The following is a 22,980-nucleotide window of genomic DNA, read 5'->3' as shown; positions in this document are numbered from 1 at the left end:
TTAAATAGTCTACAAATAAACGAAATAAATCTACAAAATGTCTTATTCCAAACTAGGAATACAAATTTGTTTGGCTTTGTCCCCCGATCAATTATAGCTATTTTAGCCATTCGAAATCACATCTATTACTTTATGATCAAGATTACATTGGTGGCTGGAGCTCGGCCTAATTTTATGAAAATAGCTCCTATTATTCACGCCATTCAAAAACAGATCAAAAATGGGGCTAAATTATCCTTTAGACTGATTCACACAGGCCAACATTATGATAAAAAAATGTCAGGGGATTTTTTTGATCAATTAAATATACCTGAACCTAATGTCAACCTAGCGGCTGGAGGTGGTACTCAGGCGGAGCAAACCGCTGCTGTGATGATTGCTTTTGAAAAAGAGCTGGAAGCCAATAGACCAGATTTGGTGATTGTAGTGGGTGATGTGACTTCTACCTTGGCATGCTCGATCACTGCCAAGAAGCTTTGCATTGATGTGGCTCATGTAGAAGGTGGTATCCGCTCTGGAGATTTGACCATGCCTGAAGAAATCAATAGAATGGTGACAGATAGCATTTCTGATCTTTTCTTTACCACCTCGGAGATAGCAAATGAAAATCTACACAAAGCAGGGTTTGCCAAGGAAAAGATTCATTATGTAGGCAATACCATGATAGATACCCTATTGGCTAACAGATCAAAATTCCAAAAACCAGAGGGAGCAGTATTTGAAGCTTTGGAAGCTAAAAAATACTTCGTACTCACCATGCATCGACCAGCCAATGTAGATCAAGAGGGACAACTCAAAGCGATGATAAATGCAATTATTGAGGGAAGTCAGGGCTTGCCAATAATTTTTCCTGTGCACCCAAGAACAGCCAAAAGCTTGGAAAATCTTGGTATATCACATTCTAATTTACACATGGTAGTTCCTTTGGGTTATTTGGAGTTCAATTACTTGGTAGAAAATGCTTTTGCAGTAATCACTGATTCGGGAGGAATCACCGAGGAGGCGAGTGTAATGAACGTACCCTGTTTGACTTTGAGAGACAATACAGAAAGAGCGGAGACCATACACTTGGGCACAAATGAATTGGTTGGTACAAATCCTCAAAACTTAGCACCTTTTATGGAAAAATTAATGAAAGGGAAATGGAAATCCTATCAAGGAATCCCTCTTTGGGATGGAAAGACAGCTGAGAGAATCGTGGATAAAATTATGGAATTATACGGATGAGTAAGTTTAGAATAGATGAGTTGGTTGCTCAATTGGATTTGAGGCCACATCCAGAAGGCGGGTTTTATAAAGAAATTTATAGATCTGATTTGGAAATTAATACAGACAACGGAGAACGAAGCCTGATGACCTCAATTTACTTTTTGCTGACTTCAGAGAATGTTTCCAAATTTCACCAGATCAAAAGTGATGAAATGTGGTTTTATCATGAAGGATCACCATTGACGGTTCATGTAATTGATGAAGGTGGGCAATATGAAAAAATCAAAGTTGGTCCTGCAGGTAAAAAATATAAGCCCCAGCAGATGGTTCCTGCTGGAGTTATTTTTGGTTCTACGGTTGATGAGCATGATTCCTATGCATTGGTTTCATGTGTTGTTGCTCCAGGTTTTGATTTTCAAGATTTTAGACTCTTTAACAAAGAAGAGCTCTTAGTAAAATTTCCCGAGCACGAAGAGATAATACAAATACTTACTTAGATCACATCAATCCAGCAGCTTTCAATGCGGTTTCAGCGATGATGCCATCTTGAGCGGAAGTTACTCCAGAGATTCCTATAGATCCAATGCAAACGCCATCTTTAAAAATAGGCAGACCTCCTTCCACAGCTGTGATAGGCATGGTGGTCAAATGAACTGCTCCTCCTTTGATCATATCTTCGAAAACCTTTGTCGGACGCTTGAATTCAAATGCTGTTTTGGCTTTGAGTTGCGCGATTTCTATACTCCCGATTTGTGTGCCATCCATTCTTCTCAGCAAAATCAAATTTCCTCCTTGGTCAAGAATTGAAATGACCACATTCCATTTCTCAGAAATTGCTTTCTCCTGAGCTGCATCAGCAATTTTTGTGGCATTTTCCAGATTGAGATAGGGCTGGGTCTGGGCATGGACCAAAGTAAAGAATGAAAGACCGAGCAAAAGTGTAACAAGAATATTTTTCATGGAATAAGAGTTTGATTTGGAGAATGAAGTTCAGAATAATATTTCCAAAATAGAAATTAATTCTATTTTAGTTCATTTGTAACCAGGAAATTATTAGGTTTGGATATGAAAAAAATCGGCTTAATTCTATTTATTACTTCTCTTATTTTTGGCATTTATTCTTGTGGGGGAAATTCTTCAGATTATGACAAAGATGTTGAATTTGAATTTGTAAAAGTGGATTCCTTAGTCATTGATATTTTAAAGACTGTCCATATACTGGACTATCATCATGAAAAAGAGCTGTACTTGATCATTCCTCAGATGAGTATGGAAGGCAGGTTTATAATCATCGATAAAGAAGGACAAATTGTAGCAGAAAACACATTAGCCGAAGGCCCTGATGCTTTTGGATTAGTTACAGCAAGAGTAGGGTTTGTAGGGGATGAGATTATGGTGGTTACAGATGGAAAGACTTTTGTATATGATCTCAATCTGAAAGTTCAAAGGAGCTTTCCATTTGAGCAAGGAATTAGATTTAGATTGATCAATTTCACTCGGGACAATATGAGTACTTTCAAAACGGAGGATGGAGCTGTTTCAGCTTTAGTGAATATGAATGATGCCTTTCTGCAAACTTATCCTGTTGATTATTTTGATACCCTGAATATGGTTCATTTGCAAAATGTCCAAACAGGGGAAATTAATAAAGGAGGAAAGATTGATGAAAGCAGTGCTTTTAAGCAAGGAGTTTTCATTCCATTTATGGATAATCCAATCTATTTTTCTGATTTAAAATCCACTACAATTTCCAGTATTATGTGGGGGGATTCTATCTTGTATCAAATTGATCCTAATGACAATTTCAAGATTGTCAATAAGATTAACTTGGAAAGAATCACGCCTAACAAATTGATAACTGTTCCATTGGAAGAAGCTACAAGAGCAGCTGTCCAAGAGCATCGTACTAATAATAGTAGATTTGGAGGGGTATTTAATGAGATAGTCGGTTATGGTGATGAAGTATTAGTTGGTTATAGAACTGGTTCTGATCCAAATTTGGTTTTTGAGAACCCAACTGAGGAGCAGCAGAAGTTAGAAACAGAATCACGTAAAAAATACTATTTCTATATCAAAGATGGTAAGCAAGTTGGAAAACCAATTGAATGGAATTTGCCTGGGAAAATCCAGCTTAACGTTGGCCAAAATAGATATTTACAGTACGGAGATCAAGCCGAACTGCATGATTTTGAAAAAGAATATCAGTGTTATTACATCTATGAATTGCGAGAAAAGGGCTAAAGGTTGTGCGCGACAAAAGATTTGGTCATGCCTAGAAATTTCTCTTTGTAGATTGTGGATTTTGGGAAGAGCATTTTCATTTCAGTTCCAGTTAGTAACCTAATTTCTTCAATATATTGCATGGCAGCATCAGGATCCCACTTTCGGGTTTGACTAAGCTTAGTTTTTGTAAGAATATCAAATAGGAGTTTGTTGGGGAGATATTGTGCAAAAGGAAGGGTATAATGAGCCTCTACTATAAAATGCTTATTAGGAGATTGGATAAAATGTTTTTTACCTACCCGAACACATTCATTGGCCATCTTGACTTGATTGTCCCATGTGTAAAGGTGTTCTATGACAGAATTTGAAAAAACGAGGTCAAAAGCTTCGTCTTTATATTCAGAAAGGTCTGTCGCATCTCCAACAATCGATTTCAACTGAGGGTGTTGTGTTTCAGAAGATTCCAAATTGAGTAAAATAATTTCTACTTTATATTTTTTTAAAAAATCTTTATCTCTCCAAAAATAAGCTGCACCACCTACGTCTAAGATTTTCAGTTCACTCCCAAGCGGAAAATTTTTTTTAATTAAGGTTTCAAATACAAAAAAGCGTCTACTTCTGAACTTATTCCCTATAGATTCGGGATTGTCCGAAGGGCTTAGTAAATTTTTAATTTTTGACATGGGCAAAATTGCCTTTTATAGCTTTGAAAGAAATATTGTAAAGAGAATAATTAATTACCTCAAATGTAATACTGCTTTGTAAATCTTTTTTAATTTTACAACCAAATTTAATTATTTGAAGGAAAAAATTCAGATAATCAATACTTAAAAGAAATCTATCCTAATTCGTAATTCCTTTTTAGGATTAATCAATTTTTATGAAAAGACGTTTTCACAAATATTTCCCTTGGCTTTTTGTACTTGGGGATCTTTTAGTACTCGCACTTGGACTGAGCGTAACTGCTCTCCTTTTCAGTTATTTTATAAATTATCCTGAGATAAATTTAGCCCTTTATGGTTATTTCCTCCTTTTTTGGTTACTTATATCTGTAGGTAGAAAGGATTACAAAATTGGAAGAACAACAGAAGTAGGATTTACGCTGAAGCAGTTGCCAGAATCCTTGATTTGGTTGCTGGGTTTATTATCCATTTTTTGGGTTCCGACGCAGGAGCATCCTTTAGGGATTTTCTTTTTGATTGGTGTAGCAGTGATCTCTGTGATGTTTTTGGGGCTCTTCAGAGTAGGGGTGCATTTAGCACTTAAGCAATATCGGATTCAAGGGAAAAACTACAGAAATGCGATTATCCTAGGCAAAAGCGGTGTAAGTAATAAGTTATCTCAAGTTTTCAAGCAAAGAAGAGATTTCGGTATTAATTTCCTTGGGTTTTACGATGATCTTGACAATAGAAGTATCAATGTTAGAGGAGGTCTTCCACAGTTTTTTGAAGAAGCTAAAGACTTGGATTTAGATTTGATTTACATAAGTGAAAGCCTTGATGCTAAATTTATAAAAAAGGTGATGGACTATGCTGACGATAAATATATCAAAGTAAAAGTTATCCCGAATGGAAATTTGCAATTAGAAAAGAACCTTTCATTTTCTAAATATGGAGAATTTTTTGTTATCAATGTCAATGATATCCCTTTAGATAATATGATGAACAGGGTTTTCAAGCGCGTTTTCGATGTGATTTTCTCTTTATTTGTCGTGATTTTTATTCTAAGTTGGATGATACCTTTAGTGGGGATTTTGATTAAATGGGAATCGAAAGGACCAATATTTTTTATTCAAGAGAGAAATGGTGTGAATAACGAGGTGTTTAGATGTTTGAAGTTCAGATCGATGACACCGAATGATTATGCAGACACGAAGCAAGCTACTAAAAATGACCCTCGAGTTACCAAAATCGGTGCTTTCCTAAGAAGTACATCTCTTGATGAAATGCCACAGTTTCTGAACGTGCTGATTGGAGATATGTCCATAGTAGGGCCTAGACCACACACAATTCCGATGAATCAAACATTTCAGCTTCAAGTAGAAAAGTATAACTCAAGACATAAAATCAAGCCAGGTATAACAGGCTTAGCCCAAGTAAAAGGATATCGTGGTGAGATAGAAAATCTAAGACAAATTCGCTCAAGAGTAAGATTAGATTCTTTTTATATTCAAAATTGGACGATTTGGATGGATATTAATATCTGCATTCGAACGATTATTGAACTGGTCTATAATAGAGAAAGCGCATATTAATTGTGAAATCAAACTCAAAAAAAAGGCGTGCTCAACGAGCACGCTCTTTTTTTGAGTTTTTGAGACAGATTTATATTTTCATCAAAGTATCTAAAAAGCTCATTGTTTCACCTTTGTTTTTAAAGATGATCATTGGAATTTCATTGTTTAGATTAATGATTTTTTCTGCAGTACTTCCTAAAAGCATTGCAGCGGAATTAGTTCTACCTCTACTTCCCATTAAAATTAAATTGATGTCATCATCTTTAGCTGTTTGTATTATAAACCTTCCCACATTGCCATCTTTTTTTAAGAGATATCTACACTCAAAAGCAGTGTGATTGTGCTTTTTAATAAACTTCTCGTAATCTTTTTTGGCATTTTCCTCCATAATTTTGGCGAATTCCTCAAATGATTTTCCAGTTTTATAATATCCTGTAGGAACTTCATAGACGTGTAAACCTACAATCTTTGTATCAAGTTCTTTATGTAGCTTTTCGGCAAACTCAAAAGAAAGATGTGAATGCTCTGAAAAATCCATAGGAATCATCACCTTTTTTGGAACAGCTATAGGCCCTATTTCAGTAAGGAACAGTACTGAACATGGGGCTTTCTGTGCCATTGTTTTAGACAGAGAGCCGCTGCCAGCCAATTCAAATTTTCTCCCCATGATGATGAGGTCCACATCTTTGATTTTTGCGGTTCGGAGAAAAGTCTCCAAAGGGCTGCCTTCTAAAACCAAAATTTCTGTTTCAATAGAAGGGTCTAATTCTTTTTCATTTTTCAGTAAAGTTTTAATCTCCGCATGGATGGTTTCATCCATTGGGGCAAGGAGATCAGGATAGGCCTTTCTAATTTCCTCAGGCAAAGAGAGATCTTTAGCTACATGAATCAAATATATTTTTTTGAACCCCATGATTTGCCTGATATAGGCGACTTTTTTTATCAAGATTTCATCCATTTCGGTGAGATCAAGTCCAATCATTGCTTTTTCAAAGTTCTTCATATTTCTATTTTCTGAATGATGTCTCAATTTAATGTTTTGCTGTTGAATTTTGTAATGCTTTAATATAATTATCCTCCTAATACCAATGAAATAAATAGAAGACAGCCTGAATTCAAATATATTTGTGTCAAATGGCTAAAATCTTTGGTAAATATTTCATTGCAATAGTTCCTCAAGGAGAACTCCAAGAGAAGGCAACAAGGATAAAGGAAGATTTGAAAGAAGCTTTCGGACTCAAATATGCCTTAAAATCTCCAGCCCATGTCACAGTCAAAATGCCATTCAGTTGGAACGAAGCAAAAGAGGATGAATTGATAAAAAAAGTCGGCTTTTTTCTTAAAGAAAGGAAAGGGTTTTCTTTAGATTTTGATGGCTTTAGTCGATTTGGTAAGCGAGTAATTTATATCAAAGTGAAACCAAACGAACACCTGAAAGTGCTTCAAGCTGAACTTGCTGAATATTGTAAAAGGGAGTTGAATTTGGTAAAGGAGCTAAGTGATTCAAATTACACTCCGCATATGACTGTAGCTTTCAAAGATGTCAAAGAAAAGAGATTTGACGAATATTGGAATTTTATCAAATCGAAGAAATTCAAAGCACATCATGATGTGAAAAGTCTGTTTATTTTAAAACGGATTGCTGGGCGATGGGTGATCTTAGAAGAAATTAAAAATTCTTTTGATTTCTAGTATTTGATTTCACTCTCTTTAAAAAGATATTTCCCCAAAAGTCTTGTCCTTGTATAGGATAAGGCTTTTTGGTTTTTTCTCAACATAGAAATTTATAATATTTTGTTGCTCACCAAAGGTTTCTATGAGGATTGTATTTATAATTTCAACAGATTTTGGTACTTCTACGTTTGTACCTTCTATATAGATCCAAGTGGCATCTTCTTCTATTTCATAACCTAAGTAATTAAGCGATACATTTTTGCCGTTAATTGTAATTTGATTATGCTTAAGGACATATTCCCTAATCATTTTTTCAAGCTTTTCCGGTGAGTTTGGATTTAGAAAATCCACCTTGGTTTTGTTGGTTTCTCCAAGTCCTCTTTCCAGATCATCCCAAAAAATCTTTTGTGCGATCTCAATGGTTTTTTCAGCATCGTTATACCTGATTTCTGTAAGGCTGATGTAGAAGGGATGAAGTAATACCTTCCATCCTAGAATTAATGTGAAAATGTAATATTGTAACATTTGGGATCTTTATTTTTACTTTTTGTGCAAATTATGCATTATACTTACATTCCCGAAATATAGATATTAAATAAATTATTAAAGCACCCAGTATAAATGAGTCAGTTTCAACTGTATTTTGAATTAGGTTACAAACATATACTTGATCTAAAGGGTTTTGATCATATTCTCTTTGTCATTGCACTTTGTGCAATATACTTGGCTAGAGATTGGAAAAAAATCCTAATTTTAGTTACCGCATTCACCATAGGTCATTCGATTACCTTGGCTTTGGCAACATTAAATATTGTAAAAGTAAATTCAAGCCTGATTGAGTTTCTTATTCCTGTCACGATTGCAATTACTGCTTTAGCTAATGTTTTCAAACCAAGGCCAAGTAATAGTAGAGGAATTCAGATCAACTATATCTTTGCTATTTTCTTTGGTTTGATCCACGGTCTAGGATTCTCAAATTACTTAAGGTCATTGTTGGGAAGAGAAGCTTCAATCTTTCAACCTTTGCTGGCGTTCAACATTGGCTTGGAAGTAGGTCAATTGGCCATCGTTGCCATTTTCTTGATTGCTTCATCGCTTATCGTAGGTCTCATAGGTGTCAATAGAAAAGAATGGACAATCACCATCTCAGCAATCGTTTTGGGGATGTCAATTATGATGATGATTGATACCAAATATTGGTAGTTTTCAAAAGAATACATCGGCCATTATAGGTCAAAAAACAATAAATAAACTCTATGAAAAGAATACTTACTCTCCTCGTTTTAGGTTTGATGTGTTCCGTTTCTTCATTTGCTCAAAGAAGCGAAAGAAATCATGCGGAAAGATTCGAACAATTAGGATCGATGCTTCGCTCTCCAAATGTATACAGAACCGCATCAGGAGCTCCAGGCCACATGTATTGGCAGCAAAAAGCAGATCATGAAATCGAAGTAGAATTGAATGATGACAATCAGTCCATCAAAGGTTGGCAGAAAGTCACCTATTTCAACAACTCTCCGGATCAATTGACTTATTTATGGATTCAGCTTGATCAAAACGAAAGAGCTGCTGATTCCAATACCCCAAAAATGGCTCAAAGCAGCATCAATTCAAGAGTGTCGATGAGACAACTTGAAGGGATTGTGTGGCATGATCAGGACTTGGGATACAAAATCAATTCTGTAAAAACCATGTCAGGTGAGGATATTCCTGTAACGATCAACAATACGATGATGCGCGTTGACCTTCCTCAGCCATTGAAGTCAGGCGAAAAGTTTGAATTCACAGTTGATTGGGCATTCAATATTCATGATAGAATGAGTTTTATCGGTGGACGTCCAGGATATGAGTTTTTCGAGAAAGATGGAAATTACCTTTATACGATGGCTGAATGGTTTCCGAGAATGGCCGTTTATTCAGATTTTGAAGGGTGGCAAAATAAAGAATTCGTAGGCAGAGGTGAGTTTGCTTTGACTTTTGGTGATTATAAAGTAAAAATAACTGTCCCTGCTGATCATATGGTTGGCTCTACAGGAGTGTTACAAAATCCTGAGGAAGTGCTTTCAGCTACTGAATTACAACGTTGGGAGCAAGCCCAAAAGTCATATGATAAGCCTGTAGTGATCAGAACACAAGCTGAGGCTGAGAGATTGGAAAAAGGAAAATCAAAGGACAAGAAAACATGGATTTTCCATGCTGAAAATGTAAGAGATTTTGCTTGGACTTCTTCTAGAAAGTTCATCTGGGACGCAATGGCTGTGAAGCAAGGCGGCAAAGATGTAATGGCGATGTCTTATTATGGAAAAGAGGGGAACCCACTTTGGGAGCAATATTCTACGCGAGTAGTTGCCCACACACTTAAATCATATTCTGCTAAAACATTTGACTATCCTTATCCTGTTGCGATTTCTGTAGAAGCGAGCAATGGAATGGAATACCCTATGATTTGTTTCAACTATGGTCGTCCTGATTCTGATGGAACTTATACAGATGCAGTGAAATACGGGATGATTTCAGTGATAATTCACGAAGTAGGTCATAATTATTTCCCAATGATCGTCAATTCTGACGAGAGACAATGGACTTGGATGGATGAAGGCTTAAATACCTTTATGCAATTTATGGCAGAGCAAGAGTGGGATAGAGATTATCCTTCCCGTAGAGGTCCAGCCCATAAGATTGTTTCTTACATGAGAAGTAGTCAGAATCTTCTTGAGCCAATTATGACTAACTCAGAGAATATCATTCAATTTGGCCCAAATGCTTATGCAAAACCTGCTACAGCACTTAATATATTAAGAGAAACTGTGATGGGAAGAGAGCTGTTTGATTATGCTTTCAAAGAGTATTCGCAAAGATGGATGTTTAAGCATCCTACTCCAGAAGATTTATTTAGAACTTTAGAAGATGCTTCTGGTGTTGATTTGGATTGGTTTTGGAAAGGTTGGTTTTTTGATACTGAGCCAGTTGACATTTCTTTAGAAGCGGTAAATTGGTACAAGCTTGATAATAGAACTCCAGCGGAGAAAAAAGCGGATGCAAAGAAAGCGTTTGATAGAGAAGAGAGTTATGTTTCTAAAACTTACAATGCCAAGGATATTGAAGAAACAGTCTTGGAAGCAGATCCTGCAACACGAGATTTCTATAATAGCTATAACCCATTCTCAGTCACTCCAGAAGATGAAAAGGCTTACAGAGACTTTATGGCTAGACTTAGCCAAGAAGAAAAAGACCTACTAAATAGTGGGTTGAACTTCTATGAAATGAAGTTTAAAAATGTTGGTGGCTTGGTGATGCCTTTGATTATTCAGTTTAATTATGTGGATGGAACATCCGAAGTTGAAAGAATTCCTGCACAGATTTGGAGATTGAATGAAACAGAAGTTTCAAAGGTCTTTGCGAAGAAAAAAGAAGTGAAAAATATAGTGCTTGATCCATTCAGAGAGACAGCAGATATTGATGAATCTAATAACTATTGGCCTAGAACTTTCACACCTAGTAGGTTTGAGTTATTCAAAAGCGCAGGTGGTGCAAGAGGGGTTTCTTCAGGAGATAATCCAATGAAAAGAGCCCAAAGAAAATAATTTTAAAATCTACCTTTTTAAAAAACCTCGGGATTTAAATCTTGAGGTTTTTTTTAATCATTTTTATTGAGTTGGTGTTATGCCTTTTGTAAATGACCGAAACTAAAGTCAATCTGCTTAAAAAGGATACTTACAGTCTAGAATTAAAATTATCCAACATGAAAAAACACTACTTCTTCCTAATCATATTTTTACCTTTTTCACTTTTTGCTCAAACCACAATTCAGGTGGTGGATCTTGAATCACAAGAGTCTATACCCGGGGTAGCGATCAAAGGAATAGGATTTAAAGGTCAAATCACCAATGATAAAGGCATTGCACAAATTGATTTGACACAATCTAAAAGCTTTAATTTTTCACATATTGCCTATCAGAAGAAGAGTCAAGAAATCATTCCAAATCAGGAGAATATTGTTGTCTTAGTTCCGGAAACAAACGACTTATCCACAGTGACAGTTTCTGCTTTTGATTCCGATAGACCTTTATTGCAGCAAGCCGGGTCTGTGAGTAGGGTTTTGGAAAGTGAGCTTTATAGATTCAATGAAACTTCCATAGCCAATGCTTTCAACACTAAAGCAGGTATCAGAGTGGAGGAAAGAGCTCCTGCTAGTTACAGAATATCTATTCGTGGAAGTTCGCTGAGGTCTCCCTTTGGTGTTAGAAATGTAAAAGTTTATTGGAATGGAATTCCTTTCACTTCCCCTGATGGAACGACTCCTTTGAACTTACTGGATCTCAGTAATATTCAACAGACCGAAATCGTAAAAGGACCTGCGAGTAGTATTTATGGTGCGGGAAATGGTGGTGTGATTAGCTTTCATAGTAAAACACAAATTGAAGAAAATAGGGTGTCTATGGATTTGAATGCCGGGGATTTTGGTTTGATAAGATATCGATTTGGAATTGATCAACAAATAGGGGACGGCGGTTTGAACGTTTCTTATGTTCATCAAAAATCTGATGGGTATCGGGAACACAGTGCTGTTGATAGAAAAGTATTTCAATTGGCAGCTCATATGAAGCCTTCGGACAAACAAAAGTTTTCCACACAAATTCTCTATAGTGACTTAGACTATCAAATTCCAGGAGCTTTAAACGCTACCCAATTGGAAGAAGACCCACGACAGGCGCGACCTGGTTCTGTAAATCAAAATAGCTCTATCGCTCAAAAATCTCTCTACGGAACACTTTCCCACACTTATACTTTTTCCGATAAATTGGAGAATCAAACCGCTCTGTATGTCAACACCACGGAATTTGAAAATCCGTTTATCTTAGATTATAAAAAGGAAACTGCTTTCAGTTATGGAGGAAGGACCAAGTTCACCAGAAATGATAAAATCGGTCGATTTCCTATCAGAATCATCGCCGGTGGGGAATATCAATATGGGAAAACTTTAGCGCAAAATTTCGGAAATAGAAATGGGCAAGCCGATACGGTTAGATTTAGCGATGATTTGGTGACTACTCAGGCTTTTCTTTTTCAGCAATTTGAAGTAGAATGGTCAAATCAATTCCTGATGACCATTGCGTTTAGTGAAAACTTCTCCCGATATGATATCAACAGAACCATCGATGCAAGTGCTAACGAACCATCTTCCAATCAGCGGAAATTTGATCCGATTATCGTTCCTAGAATTGCTTTGGCCTATCAGATCAATAACAAATCTGGAATTCATGGAAGTATCAGTTCTGGATTTTCGCCTCCTTCTATTGCCGAAGTACGAACAAATGAAGGAAGTATCAATTTAGACCTTGAAGCAGAAAGAGGAGTTAACTATGAGTTGGGCTACAGAGTAACACATGGGATCTTCAATGTGGATATCGTAGGCTTTTATTTCAAATTGGATCAGACCATTACCACATTTGCCAATGAACAAGGTGTGGTATTGTTCAGAAATGCAGGGAGTACCAATCAAAGAGGCATAGAAGCGCAAGTGGACTACGCTATTTGGCGAAATTCACAAACTCAAATTCAGGAATTTAAACTCAGCCACGCATTTACGGGCCATTATTTTGAGTTTGCTGATTTTAATAGTGGAGGAAATGATTTTTCAGGAAATCAACTTACTGGAATCGCCCCAAATACTTTAGTGAATCAATTAGATTTGAGAACAAAGCTTGGCTTTTATCTAAATTTCACGCATCAGTATGTGGATAAGTTACCCTTGAATGATGCGAATACAGTGTATCAAGATGCTTACAACTTGGTAAGTAGTAGAATCGGTTGGAGAAGCTTCTTTGCCAGAAATTGGGATGCTGAGGTATATTTTGGTGTGGATAACTTATTGAATGAATCCTACAGTTTGGGCAATGACCTCAATGCATTTGCCAATAGATTTTATCAGCCTGCTCCATTGAGAAATTATTATGGAGGTGTGAAGTTGGGGTATAGTTTTTAAGAATATTTTGATTTAAGAAACCTATTTTTCCAATCTTGCATTGTCTAAAGTAGAATAATACAAACACCTTTTAAAATATATGGAAAGACCAGAATTTAACATCGAAGAAGTCAATAAAATCATCCGTGGACGGAGATCCATGTTTATAGCTCAGTTCAAAGAAAATGATCCTGTGGAGGATTCAATCATCCAAGAAATGCTTGAAAATGCCAACTGGGCGCCAACACATAAGCTTACAGAACCTTGGAGTTTCACAGTTTTCTCTGGTGAGGGATTGAAGAAATTTGCAGACTTTCAAGCCAATCTTTACAAGCAAAGAGCAGAGAAAAATGGTAATTTTATCGAAGCAACCTTCCAGAAATTTTTAGAAAATCCACTGAAAGCATCCCATATCATAGCAATCAAAATGAAGCGAGATCTTCGAGCAAACCTTCCTGTGATGGAAGAAATAGCAGCTGTTGCCATGGCTGTTCAAAATATGTATTTGACAGCTGCTGCACATGGATTAGCAGCTTATTGGGGAACAGGCGGGCCAACGTTTTGGCCTGAAGCCAAAGAATGGTTTGGACTTGGCGAAGAAGATATGTTAATGGGATTTTTCTATGTGGCCAAGCCTGCCACAGACAGGTGGCCTGAGGGTCGTAGAAAACCAATAGAAGAAAAAGTAGATTGGGTAAGAGGCTAATTCGCTTAAAAAAATGAAGCCAAGCATTTTTGCTTGGCTTTTGTCTTTTACATTGCATTGAATCTCGGTGGCTCGATACCATTTGCTCGAATATAGGATATCGCTGCTCCTCTATGATGTGTACAATGATCATCGATCAAAGCTATAATTTGTCTTCTGCTAGCAGTATTTCCAAAGATTTCAACTTTTTCTGCTAATTGTGCCTCTGTTAACTTTGAAAATGTTGCTTTTCCATAATCATAGCAGGCAGTAACAAATGCTTTAAGTTCTTCTTTATTTGCAGGTTTTGAAGTGAGATCAAAAGCTGGATCTTCACCTGATAAAAAACCTTTGCTAATTCCAGCAATCGCTGAGGAGAGATGGGTTATTTGTTCATTGAAGCTCATGGCTGTTTCGTGCGGCTTATAGTTTTGTAAATCATCTGGCATTTTATCTACTACTTCCAAAGTAAACTGCTTACCATTTTCCCACTTCATCATAAATTCTTCCATAGTGGTTTGTGCAGTTGCTGTGAACTGTACAATGCATAAAAATAGAATGCTTAAAGCACTCGCGAGGATGGTTTTGTTAGTTTTCATAAGTTTAGATTTTTAAGTTTCTTATAAATATCGATATTTCAAAGTTGAAATCAATCCAAATTGATAACTTTGAAATATGTCAATTAAGTTTCTAAACTGGTTTTTTATAGTTTTGTTTGTGAGTGGATGCAGTGGGGATTATCTGCCGAGACCTTTGGGGTATAATCGCATTGATCTTCCTGAGAGAACTTTTGATACCCTGAATGGAAATTATCCATATCTTTTTGAAGTTCCAAGAGCTGCAACGGTAGAACAAGACACTTTTAATTTAGAACAAAAAGCTTGGATCAATCTCAATTATAGAGAAATGGGAGCTAAGGTTCATTTGACTTATTTGCCATTGGGAACAAAGGGTGGTGATGTAAAAATGGTTTTAAATGATGCCATCAACCTTACTGCTAAGCATCAAATAAAAGCGTATGGAATTGAAGAATCTATACTTCTTACACCAAAAGGTTATACTGCTGTGGTGGCAGAGTTGAGTGGAGAAGTTCCAACACAATTCCAGTTTTTTGTGACTGACTCTACGGATCATTTTCTTAGAGGGGCTTTATATTTCAATACTGCTATGAAAAACGATTCTCTCGCCCCAGTAATCGAACACATCAAAATTGATATGACCCATTTGATTAATACTTTGCAGTTTAAGAATGAGTAGTCCAATATTTTAGAATTTTTAAATTAGAATTAATGATAAAAAGAAAATCGAAATCTGAATTTGTAAATTGGTTTGGACCTTTATTGGATGCGTTAAGAGAGCTTGGATTTTCAGGTAAACCAAAAGAGGTTTCTGACAGAATAGCCGAAAATTTAAATTTAAATGAAAGTTTTTTAGATCAAACCTTGAAATCTGGAACTAATAAATTTCATAATCAAGTAGCGTGGGCAAGACAGTATTTAACTTGGGAGGGTTTATTGGATTCTTCTGTAAGAGGCACTTGGAAGCTTACTGAAAAAGGAAAGAATACCTACTTAGACAAAGATCAGTCAAGAGAGATTTTTTTAAAATGGGTAGCAATTAACCAAAAAGCTAGAATTAATAAGTCAAAATCTGAAGTCATCGATGAGCAGGAGGAGAATGATCCAGATTCAATTGAAATAAAGGCTGAAAACAGCTTATTAGAAATATTGCAAAGCCTTTCCCCAAGTGGATTTTAAAATGTATGTAAAGAGCTTTTAAGAGAACATGATTTTGAAAATGTTGAAGTTATTGGTCGGTCTCATGATGGTGGAATTGATGGTTATGGAATACTAGAAATCAACCCCTTTGTAAGCTTTAAAGTAATCTTTCAATGTAAAAGATATAAAGGATCAGTTTCTAGATCACAAGTTGGAGATTTTAGAAACGCTATGATAGGTAGAGCAGAGAAAGGAATTATCCTGACTACGGGAATATTTACTCGTGATGCTAAAAAGGAAGCTTCTAGAGAAGGAGCTCCTCAAATTGAGTTAGTTGACGGTCAAAAATTAGTCAAGATGTTTGAAAAAGTACAGCTTGGCGTTAAAGAAAGAAAGGTTTTTGACGTGGATATGGCTTATTTTCAAAAGTTTAAAGACTAAGCAATTAAGATCAAGTATTATAACTGAGTCAAAAATTTCTTACTTTCCATTAGCTAAAAAAAACCGAATTCAACTTCATAAATTTAGCTAAAAAACTGAAGTTGGTACTGCTTGTCAAGTGCTAATAACCTTGCCAAATCATAAAAAAACGTGTTTATTTGTGTTCATAATGGATAAAACCCATCACTTCATCCCTTTCCAACTTTTCAAAATAATTAATGCCCCAATGATTGCAATGATTGTGGATAAAGTAGCTGCCAATATATTTCCATAAATCCAGAAACCCACAGCAAAAAGAACAGCATATACCATCACAGACCCGACCAACATCAGTCCAATTTCTTTGGGAAGCTGTCCTTGCACCTGAGGTTCTTGTGGATAACGATCCAAGACCTTTTTCCAACCAAAAGCAGCAGGCTTTACTTTTCGATAAAAGGAAAGTAAGATATGATCTTTTTCAGGTTTCGTAAAAAATGTTACTGACAGCCAACCTACAGTAGTGATACCAACACCATACAGCAATTTTAAATATTCCTGTCCTTCAGGGATAGAAATTAAATCAATCTTTGGATTGATGACTTCAAAGAAAATGGCCACGACAAAAGAAATAACCATAGCGGCAATTTCTGTCATAGCATTGATACGCCACCAAAACCAGCGGAGAATGAAAATCGCTCCCGTTCCTGCTCCAATTTGTAATAAAATATTAAATGCCTCTAAAGCATTGGACAAGGCCAAAGCTAGAATCGCTGCAAGTAGCATCAACAAAACTGTGGATAACCTACCAACAAACACCAATTCTTTGTCAGAGGCATTTGGTTTAAGGAATCGCAGGTAAAAATCATTTACTACGTAGGAAGACCCCCAATTGAGGTGTGTGGATAAAGTGGACATCACCGCTGCGATCAGCGAAGCGAGCACCAATCCGATCAATCCTGCAGGAAGGAATGTGAGCATAGCTGAGTACGCTAGATCATGCCCCATCTTGTCAACAGGAATATGTGGGAAAGCTTCCTGCATGTCCGATACATTTGGGAAAATAATCAAGGAAGCCAAAGCAATAATGATCCAAGGCCAAGGGCGCATGCCATAATGTGCGATGTTGAAAAATAAGGTGGCGCCAATGGCATTTTTTTCATCTTTCGCCGAAAGCATCCTTTGGGCAATATAGCCGCCGCCTCCAGGCTCAGTACCAGGATACCATGTCGCCCACCATTGAATCGCCAGAGGCATAATCAATAGCGGGATAATCATATTCCAATCATTGAAGTCAGGAAGGAAATCTAACTTATCCACAACATTCGGATGTGTGAGTAGACCATCCAGAGAACCAATTTCTGGCATGTCCAAAACATAGATTGCTGCTCCAAAAGCACCTGCCATCGCGATGAAAAACTGGAAAAAATCTGTTAACAACACCCCTCTCAATCCACCAAGGGAACTATAAATCACAGTTACTATCGATGCGATAAGCAAGGTTTCAATAGGGCTTAATCCTAACATGACCCCGCCGATTTTGATCGCCGCTAAGGAGACAGTCGCCATGATGACGACATTGAAAAAGATGCCGAGGTAAATGGCTCTAAATGCTCTGAGGAATGCTGCTGATTTTCCTCCATATCTCAATTCATAAAACTCCAAATCTGTGGTCACTTCAGACCTTCTCCACAATTTTGCATAAACAAAGACTGTTAGCATTCCCGTCAACAAGAAAGCCCACCAAACCCAGTTGCCCGATACGCCATTGGTCCGAACGATGTCTGTAACAAGGTTTGGCGTATCTGCTGAAAAAGTCGTCGCCACCATCGATACTCCTAACAGCCACCAAGGCATATTTCTTCCTGACAGGAAAAACTCCTTTGCAGAGGCCCCGGCTTTTTTGGACGAGTAAACTCCTATCAGCATAGAAATCACAAAAAATGCAGCGATAATACTCCAATCGAGTAAGGAAATTGTCATTAGGATGGTGATTTAAAATTTCATGAAAGTAAAGATTTATTTCGAAAGCATGCAATACCTTTCGGAGGAATGATATAAGTAAGTGAATTCGTGTAAAAGCATCTTATTATGCAGATTATTTTTTTACCAGTAGCTACTTAAAATAATCTCAATATCATAATTGGAGGGCTGAGGACCGTTGACTGTCGGCGATTTATCCGCATAATTTTAAGTATAATAACAGCATTTATGTCTCTTTACTGATAATCATCCATATTTTTGATCCAAACTTAATCCCCATGCCTCACTACTCTTTTTTATCAACAATCAACCAAGCTTATGGAAAGCATTGGACTGAAGATCAAATTCAAGTTTTTGGAAATGGTCACATACATCAGACTTTTTTGGTTACGGAGCCTCAAGAAAAACACATTTTGCAAATTTTCAATAAGGGTGTCTTTGAAAATCCAGAATTTATTGTGGATAACCATCAAATTCTTCGAAAACAATTACCTTTTGAGAAGCTCCCCTATCAATTACCTTTACCTGTAGAGAATCTTAATGGACGCATGATTACAACCTTTGGTGAACAGGTTTTTAGAGTTCAACCTTATATCAAAGGAATTTGCTTGGAAGATGTAAAGAATCCCAAGCAAGCATTTCTTGCTGCTGAAGCCTTTGCGCAATTCACTCGTACAGCCAAAAATCTAGATGTTTCCGATTTCAAAGCTGTTATTCCAAGATTTCTAGATTTGGAGTGGAGATATCAACAATTTACAGAGGCCCTCGACCAAAAAGAGGGGAGGCTTGGTGAAGGATTAAAGGAGCTTATTGAATTTTATACAATCCATAAAAGCTTTGTTGAGGAATATCGCTATTGGGTAGAAAAACTTCCCATTCGTTTAACTCATAATGACTGTAAAATCAATAACCTGATATTTTCTGAAGATCAAGAAAAAGTGGTTGCGGTCATCGACTTGGATACCATTATGCCAGGATATGTATTTTATGATTTTGGAGATTTGGTCCGGACAGTGGCTTGCACGGAGGGAGAGAATTCAACTCAATGGGATCAAATCAATGTGGATAAGTTGAAATACGAGGCGCTTTATGAAGGATATACTTCTGCAGGAGAAGATTTCCTAACAAAGGAAGAACTCAATTCCCTAAACTACGGTGGAAAGATGATGACCTATATCTCAGGCCTGAGATTTCTAACCGACTACCTCAAAGACAATGTGTACTTTCCTGTGCAATATCCAGAGCAAAACTTCGATAGAGCAAGGAATCAGATGATGCTTTTAAAGTCTCTAAACGAATATTTTTTCCAATTAAAAAAAGCAACTTGACCATCAAGTTGCTTTTTTTAATTTATGAAAATTTGGACTTATCCACACTCTACTGATTAAACAGTGGAGGTCTTTTCTTTTGCCAATCGGTAATTTCTTGATAGGCCCTGCCGAGCATGATTAACTTTTCTTCATCAAATAAATTGGCTAAGAAAGTGATGGAAACTGGACTGCCATTTTGTAAAAACCCATTAGGCATACAAAGGGCAGGGTGACCTGTGAGGTTGGTGATTTGGAGTTGACTTCCTCCGTAGGAAGGAGTTACGATCACATCATATTCTTGAAATAAGGCATGCATTTCTTCTATTAAAATTGAGCGTAATCTACTTGCTTGGATATATTCTACTGCAGGGATAAATCTCGCAGAGCGGAAGAGATTTGGCCATGCATTTCTTCTTTGTCCGACGAGCAAATCATCTTGACCCAGCCTCGTCATGTCATCGAATGCCGCAGCGCCTTCAGCATAAAGCATGATCAACATACTGCTTACATCCACACTTGTTTCTAATTTCACAGGATATAGTGTTAGTCCCATTTCTCTCAAATCCTCCAAAACCCGTCTGTCTATTTCATTAGTTGGACGAGTGCCTTCAAAGAAATCTTCAAAATATCCGATTTTCAGATCCTTTACAGATTTGGTGGCATTGTAGTTCAATGCTGCAGGAATTGTGCTTTTGTCTAACTTATCCACACCATTCAGGATGGATAGGATTATGCCATTGTCCAAAGCAGATCTTGAGATCGGGCCGATTTTGTCCATACTCCAACTCAAAGCCATGGCACCATGTTTACTTACTCTACCATAAGTGGGTCGCAAGCCTGTCACGCCATTTCTTGTAGAAGGGGAGACTATGCTTCCCAAAGTCTCTGTTCCTAAAGCATAAGGAACCAAACCTGCACTGACAGAGGAAGCCGAACCTGCTGAAGAACCACTTGCTCCTTGATTCAGGTTCCAAGGGTTTTTGGTTACGCCACCATACCACACATCTCCCATCGCCAATGCACCGAGCGTGAATTTGGCCAGCAGAACCCCTCCAGCATCATTCAGTTTGTGGACAACTGTTGCGGTTTCGTCAATGACCTGATCCTTGTATGGCATCGCCCCCCAAGTGGTCTTTGTTCCTTTTACTGCAAAAAGATCTTTGATACCATAAGGAATGCCATGAAGTGGACCTCTGTATTTTCCAGCTTTTATTTCTGCATCCATCGCTTTCGCTTGGGCTAAAGCTTCGGTTTCCAGCACCGTGATTACCGATTGTAGCGTATCACCAAAGGTTTTGATTCTATTTAAATAGATTCTTGTTAATCTTTCAGAAGAAATTTTCTGCGTTTTAATCAATGTGGATAACTCTGCCACAGATAAAAAGGCGATATCATGATCATTCTCTGGAAGAGTAACATTGCTTGGAAGCCCCCAGTTATTTTCCTCTTGATTTTGATTGGGGAAAAAACCATGTGGCAAGGGATTGAAGGGCAGTGATGGGCTGACGGAGTTCTCTATTTTCGTTTTCCGCATATTTTCATAGCCATTGCGGTAATTGACGAGATTACCCACCATGCTGTCTTTTTCAGCGGGCGAGAAACTGATTCCGATCAAACTTTCAGCACCTTCGATAGCCTGAGGATTGATTTCTCCGATTTTTTTGCCGGCAATAAAACCGACTAGCAATAATGCAGGGACGAGAATAATAATCCCCAATCTTGGCGTGTTTGTAAAATCCTTCATGTAGTTTTGTATAGGGTGATGATCTCCAAAGAGATGTAATGTTAAATTTTCGGAATATAATTAAATAAACCTATGGATAAAAATAGTCTTACACCGACCTTTCCTATGCCAATGCGAGGATTACTTCTACTTACAGGAATGTACACCTTTGCCTGGTCGGCATTTTTCAGATATTTCGGAGCAGATCTGTTGAGGTGGCTGGCATTGAGTCCTGCTGAATCTACCACATTAAGCGCTACAGCCTTAGGGAGTTTTGGGATGCTTATTGGCTTTTTAGTGTTTTTGAGTGCGTTTTATCCCATTTCTTGGCATTATCTGATCGTAGTTGGGATTGCGGGAAAAATTGTGCTAGCTACTTGGTTTGTTTTGGGTTTCATTCCAGAGTTGGGGTGGAATAAAAGAACAATTTTTCACTTGGTCTTTACAGAATTATTTTGGCTTATTCCATTGATCATAATTTACTTGCGAGCAATCAAAGTAAAAGCTTACATTAAGACTCTTCCAGAAGAATAAAATAAAACCACTCCGAATCCACCTATGAAGTATTTTGTTTTCCCAGTCCTTTTTGCATTTATGTTTTCTTGTAATATCAAGTCTAAAGAGCAAATTGAAGCTTTCGATATCGAGGAGATTTACATTTTCTCTGAACCTGAAGTCAATTTTGGAGAACCATATCTATTTACTTCTCCAAAAGAGGAAGTATATCTTTCATGGATAGAGCAGCAAGAAGGCTTAAATTATTTCAAATATTCCCAACTCATTGATGGGCAATGGTCAGCACCAACTTTGATAGCCTCAGGATCAGACTGGTTTGTCAATTGGGCTGATTATCCACAGTTAGCAGCTTTTGAAGATGGATCATTGATGGCTTTTTTTCTTGAGAAAAGCGGTAAGGGGACTTTTGCATACGATATCAAAACTACTTTTTCAAAAAATGGAGTTGATTGGTCAGAACCAAAGACACTTCATGATGATGAAACACAAACGGAACATGGTTTCGGGTCTATGATTCCTTGGGAAAATAATATGTTGATAACTTGGCTAGATGGAAGAAATACCCAAGGAGGCAGCCATGATCACGGGAACCATGATGGACATGGAGGTCAGATGAATCTTCGAGCGGCTGTATTGACAAGCGATGGGGAGAAGTTGGAGGATTGGTTGTTGGATGACCGGGTATGTGATTGTTGCCAAACCTCGGCAACGCTTTTTGACAGTGAGCCGATTGTTTTTTTTAGAGATCGATCACAGGAAGAAGTCAGAGACTTGGGAATGGTTCGATTAGTGGATAACTCTTGGCAAGAGACACAGCTTGTTTATAATGATTTTTGGAAAGTCCAGGGTTGTCCTGTAAATGGGCCAAGAGCAGCAAGTTTTGGAAATACCTCAGCAGTTGCTTGGTACACAGGTGTCAATACCAAGCCGGAGGTGAAGGTGGCTTTTATCCAAGCCGGTCAGTCTACTTTTGAGAAACCCATCAAAATAGATTTGGGAAAAACGATTGGTAGAGTAGATCTTGCTCTTTTGAATGAAAAGACTGCTGTAGCTTCTTGGATGGAAGATGGTAATGTTTTTGTGAGAAAAATCAATAAAAATGGGCAATTAGAAAATCCAATTCTTGTAGCTTCCTCTTCTGAAAAAAGATCAAGTGGTTTTCCACAGTTAACTACTCAGGGTGATGATATCATCCTAGCATGGTCTGATGACAGTGGTGATAATCCTGTGATCAAAACAGTCAGGTTAACTCTAAGGTAATCGCATTTAAGGTTTTAAATGAAAAACCCTTAAAGAAGTATATCCTTAAGGGTTAAATATT

The 22,980-nt window shown here is 37.3% G+C and carries 21 protein-coding genes and 1 pseudogene; 15 read left to right on the top strand and 7 right to left on the bottom strand.

Going from position 1 to position 22,980, the window contains the following annotated elements:
- Nucleotides 1-132: 132 nt before the first annotated feature.
- Both wecB and BELBA_RS04130 read left to right on the top strand, forming a co-directional pair.
- The gene (gene wecB / locus BELBA_RS04135) at nucleotides 133-1,227 is read left to right on the top strand and encodes a non-hydrolyzing UDP-N-acetylglucosamine 2-epimerase (protein WP_014771496.1); all 1,095 of its coding nucleotides are present in this window, start codon (nucleotides 133-135) and stop codon (nucleotides 1,225-1,227) included.
- Entirely contained in the window at nucleotides 1,224-1,706 is a 483-nt protein-coding gene (locus BELBA_RS04130) for a cupin domain-containing protein (RefSeq protein ID WP_014771495.1), read from the top strand. Before wecB ends, BELBA_RS04130 begins: the two co-directional genes overlap by 4 nt.
- Nucleotide 1,707: 1 nt before the next feature.
- Here the strand turns inward: BELBA_RS04130 and BELBA_RS04125 are convergent, their stop codons facing one another.
- Nucleotides 1,708-2,169, bottom strand: a complete 462-nt coding sequence (locus BELBA_RS04125; protein WP_014771494.1) for a GlcG/HbpS family heme-binding protein — start codon at nucleotides 2,167-2,169, stop codon at nucleotides 1,708-1,710.
- Between the two features lie 105 nt (nucleotides 2,170-2,274).
- Between BELBA_RS04125 and BELBA_RS04120 the strand changes: the two genes are divergently transcribed.
- Nucleotides 2,275-3,450 carry a hypothetical protein gene (locus tag BELBA_RS04120; RefSeq protein WP_014771493.1) on the top strand — a complete coding sequence of 392 codons (1,176 nt, stop codon included), beginning with the start codon at nucleotides 2,275-2,277 and terminating at the stop codon, nucleotides 3,448-3,450.
- On the opposite strand, the gene BELBA_RS04115 is transcribed toward BELBA_RS04120, so the two are convergent.
- A complete protein-coding gene (locus tag BELBA_RS04115) occupies nucleotides 3,447-4,115 on the bottom strand; it encodes a class I SAM-dependent methyltransferase (protein WP_014771492.1) in 669 nt (222 codons plus the stop codon). The two genes, BELBA_RS04120 and BELBA_RS04115, sit on opposite strands and share 4 nt — an antisense overlap.
- Before the next feature lie 197 nt (nucleotides 4,116-4,312).
- Between BELBA_RS04115 and BELBA_RS04110 the strand changes: the two genes are divergently transcribed.
- Nucleotides 4,313-5,686, top strand: a complete 1,374-nt coding sequence (locus BELBA_RS04110) for an exopolysaccharide biosynthesis polyprenyl glycosylphosphotransferase (RefSeq protein ID WP_014771491.1) — start codon at nucleotides 4,313-4,315, stop codon at nucleotides 5,684-5,686.
- A gap of 70 nt (nucleotides 5,687-5,756) precedes the next feature.
- On the opposite strand, the gene BELBA_RS04105 is transcribed toward BELBA_RS04110, so the two are convergent.
- Nucleotides 5,757-6,671, bottom strand: coding sequence for a universal stress protein (locus BELBA_RS04105; protein WP_014771490.1), 915 nt, complete (start codon nucleotides 6,669-6,671; stop codon nucleotides 5,757-5,759).
- A gap of 131 nt (nucleotides 6,672-6,802) precedes the next feature.
- On the opposite strand from BELBA_RS04105, the gene BELBA_RS04100 reads away from it, so the two are divergent.
- Nucleotides 6,803-7,360, top strand: coding sequence for a 2'-5' RNA ligase family protein (locus tag BELBA_RS04100; protein ID WP_014771489.1), 558 nt, complete (start codon nucleotides 6,803-6,805; stop codon nucleotides 7,358-7,360).
- A gap of 18 nt (nucleotides 7,361-7,378) precedes the next feature.
- Here BELBA_RS04100 and BELBA_RS04095 read toward each other — a convergent pair whose 3' ends face one another.
- Nucleotides 7,379-7,867, bottom strand: a complete 489-nt coding sequence (locus tag BELBA_RS04095; protein ID WP_014771488.1) for a DUF6702 family protein — start codon at nucleotides 7,865-7,867, stop codon at nucleotides 7,379-7,381.
- 96 nt (nucleotides 7,868-7,963) lie between these two features.
- Here BELBA_RS04095 and BELBA_RS04090 point away from each other — a divergent pair, with 96 nt between their 5' ends.
- The 4 genes from BELBA_RS04090 (at nucleotide 7,964) to BELBA_RS04075 (ending at nucleotide 14,013) form a co-directional block, all read left to right on the top strand.
- On the top strand, nucleotides 7,964-8,545 hold the full coding sequence (locus BELBA_RS04090; protein ID WP_014771487.1) for a HupE/UreJ family protein: 582 nt from the start codon (nucleotides 7,964-7,966) through the stop codon (nucleotides 8,543-8,545).
- Between the two features lie 53 nt (nucleotides 8,546-8,598).
- Nucleotides 8,599-10,926: a M1 family metallopeptidase gene (locus BELBA_RS04085; RefSeq protein ID WP_014771486.1), complete on the top strand. Its 2,328-nt coding sequence runs from the start codon at nucleotides 8,599-8,601 to the stop codon at nucleotides 10,924-10,926.
- A 158-nt stretch (nucleotides 10,927-11,084) separates the two neighbouring features.
- Nucleotides 11,085-13,328: a TonB-dependent receptor domain-containing protein gene (locus tag BELBA_RS04080; protein WP_041779509.1), complete on the top strand. Its 2,244-nt coding sequence runs from the start codon at nucleotides 11,085-11,087 to the stop codon at nucleotides 13,326-13,328.
- 79 nt (nucleotides 13,329-13,407) lie between these two features.
- Nucleotides 13,408-14,013, top strand: coding sequence for a nitroreductase family protein (locus BELBA_RS04075; RefSeq protein WP_014771484.1), 606 nt, complete (start codon nucleotides 13,408-13,410; stop codon nucleotides 14,011-14,013).
- Nucleotides 14,014-14,060: 47 nt separating this feature from the next.
- Here BELBA_RS04075 and BELBA_RS04070 read toward each other — a convergent pair whose 3' ends face one another.
- Nucleotides 14,061-14,591, bottom strand: coding sequence for a DinB family protein (locus tag BELBA_RS04070; RefSeq protein WP_014771483.1), 531 nt, complete (start codon nucleotides 14,589-14,591; stop codon nucleotides 14,061-14,063).
- A gap of 76 nt (nucleotides 14,592-14,667) precedes the next feature.
- On the opposite strand from BELBA_RS04070, the gene gldD reads away from it, so the two are divergent.
- From gldD to BELBA_RS20060, 3 genes and pseudogenes are all read left to right on the top strand, one after another.
- Nucleotides 14,668-15,249: a gliding motility lipoprotein GldD gene (gldD, locus tag BELBA_RS04065; protein ID WP_014771482.1), complete on the top strand. Its 582-nt coding sequence runs from the start codon at nucleotides 14,668-14,670 to the stop codon at nucleotides 15,247-15,249.
- Between the two features lie 32 nt (nucleotides 15,250-15,281).
- Complete coding sequence (locus BELBA_RS20065; RefSeq protein ID WP_245531128.1) at nucleotides 15,282-15,749, top strand: winged helix-turn-helix domain-containing protein; 468 nt, start codon at nucleotides 15,282-15,284, stop codon at nucleotides 15,747-15,749.
- A gap of 15 nt (nucleotides 15,750-15,764) precedes the next feature.
- Nucleotides 15,765-16,151: pseudogene (locus tag BELBA_RS20060) on the top strand (restriction endonuclease); the annotation flags it as partial.
- A gap of 183 nt (nucleotides 16,152-16,334) precedes the next feature.
- Here the strand turns inward: BELBA_RS20060 and BELBA_RS04055 are convergent.
- Entirely contained in the window at nucleotides 16,335-18,110 is a 1,776-nt protein-coding gene (locus tag BELBA_RS04055) for a sodium:solute symporter family protein (protein ID WP_014771481.1), read from the bottom strand.
- A 278-nt stretch (nucleotides 18,111-18,388) separates the two neighbouring features.
- Between BELBA_RS04055 and BELBA_RS04050 the strand changes: the two genes are divergently transcribed.
- Nucleotides 18,389-19,438 carry a phosphotransferase enzyme family protein gene (locus tag BELBA_RS04050; protein WP_014771480.1) on the top strand — a complete coding sequence of 350 codons (1,050 nt, stop codon included), beginning with the start codon at nucleotides 18,389-18,391 and terminating at the stop codon, nucleotides 19,436-19,438.
- 49 nt (nucleotides 19,439-19,487) lie between these two features.
- Here BELBA_RS04050 and BELBA_RS04045 read toward each other — a convergent pair whose 3' ends face one another.
- Nucleotides 19,488-21,164 carry an amidase gene (locus BELBA_RS04045; RefSeq protein WP_014771479.1) on the bottom strand — a complete coding sequence of 559 codons (1,677 nt, stop codon included), beginning with the start codon at nucleotides 21,162-21,164 and terminating at the stop codon, nucleotides 19,488-19,490.
- A gap of 72 nt (nucleotides 21,165-21,236) precedes the next feature.
- Between BELBA_RS04045 and BELBA_RS19835 the strand changes: the two genes are divergently transcribed.
- The gene (locus tag BELBA_RS19835; protein ID WP_014771478.1) at nucleotides 21,237-21,677 is read left to right on the top strand and encodes a hypothetical protein; all 441 of its coding nucleotides are present in this window, start codon (nucleotides 21,237-21,239) and stop codon (nucleotides 21,675-21,677) included.
- A gap of 24 nt (nucleotides 21,678-21,701) precedes the next feature.
- Entirely contained in the window at nucleotides 21,702-22,919 is a 1,218-nt protein-coding gene (locus BELBA_RS04035) for a hypothetical protein (RefSeq protein ID WP_014771477.1), read from the top strand.
- The last annotated feature ends 61 nt before the right edge of the window (nucleotides 22,920-22,980 follow it).

This window comes from Belliella baltica DSM 15883 (genome assembly GCF_000265405.1).
In the GTDB taxonomy this organism is placed as follows: Bacteria; Bacteroidota; Bacteroidia; order Cytophagales; family Cyclobacteriaceae; genus Belliella; species Belliella baltica.
This window is presented reverse-complemented; position numbering and strand designations above follow the sequence as displayed.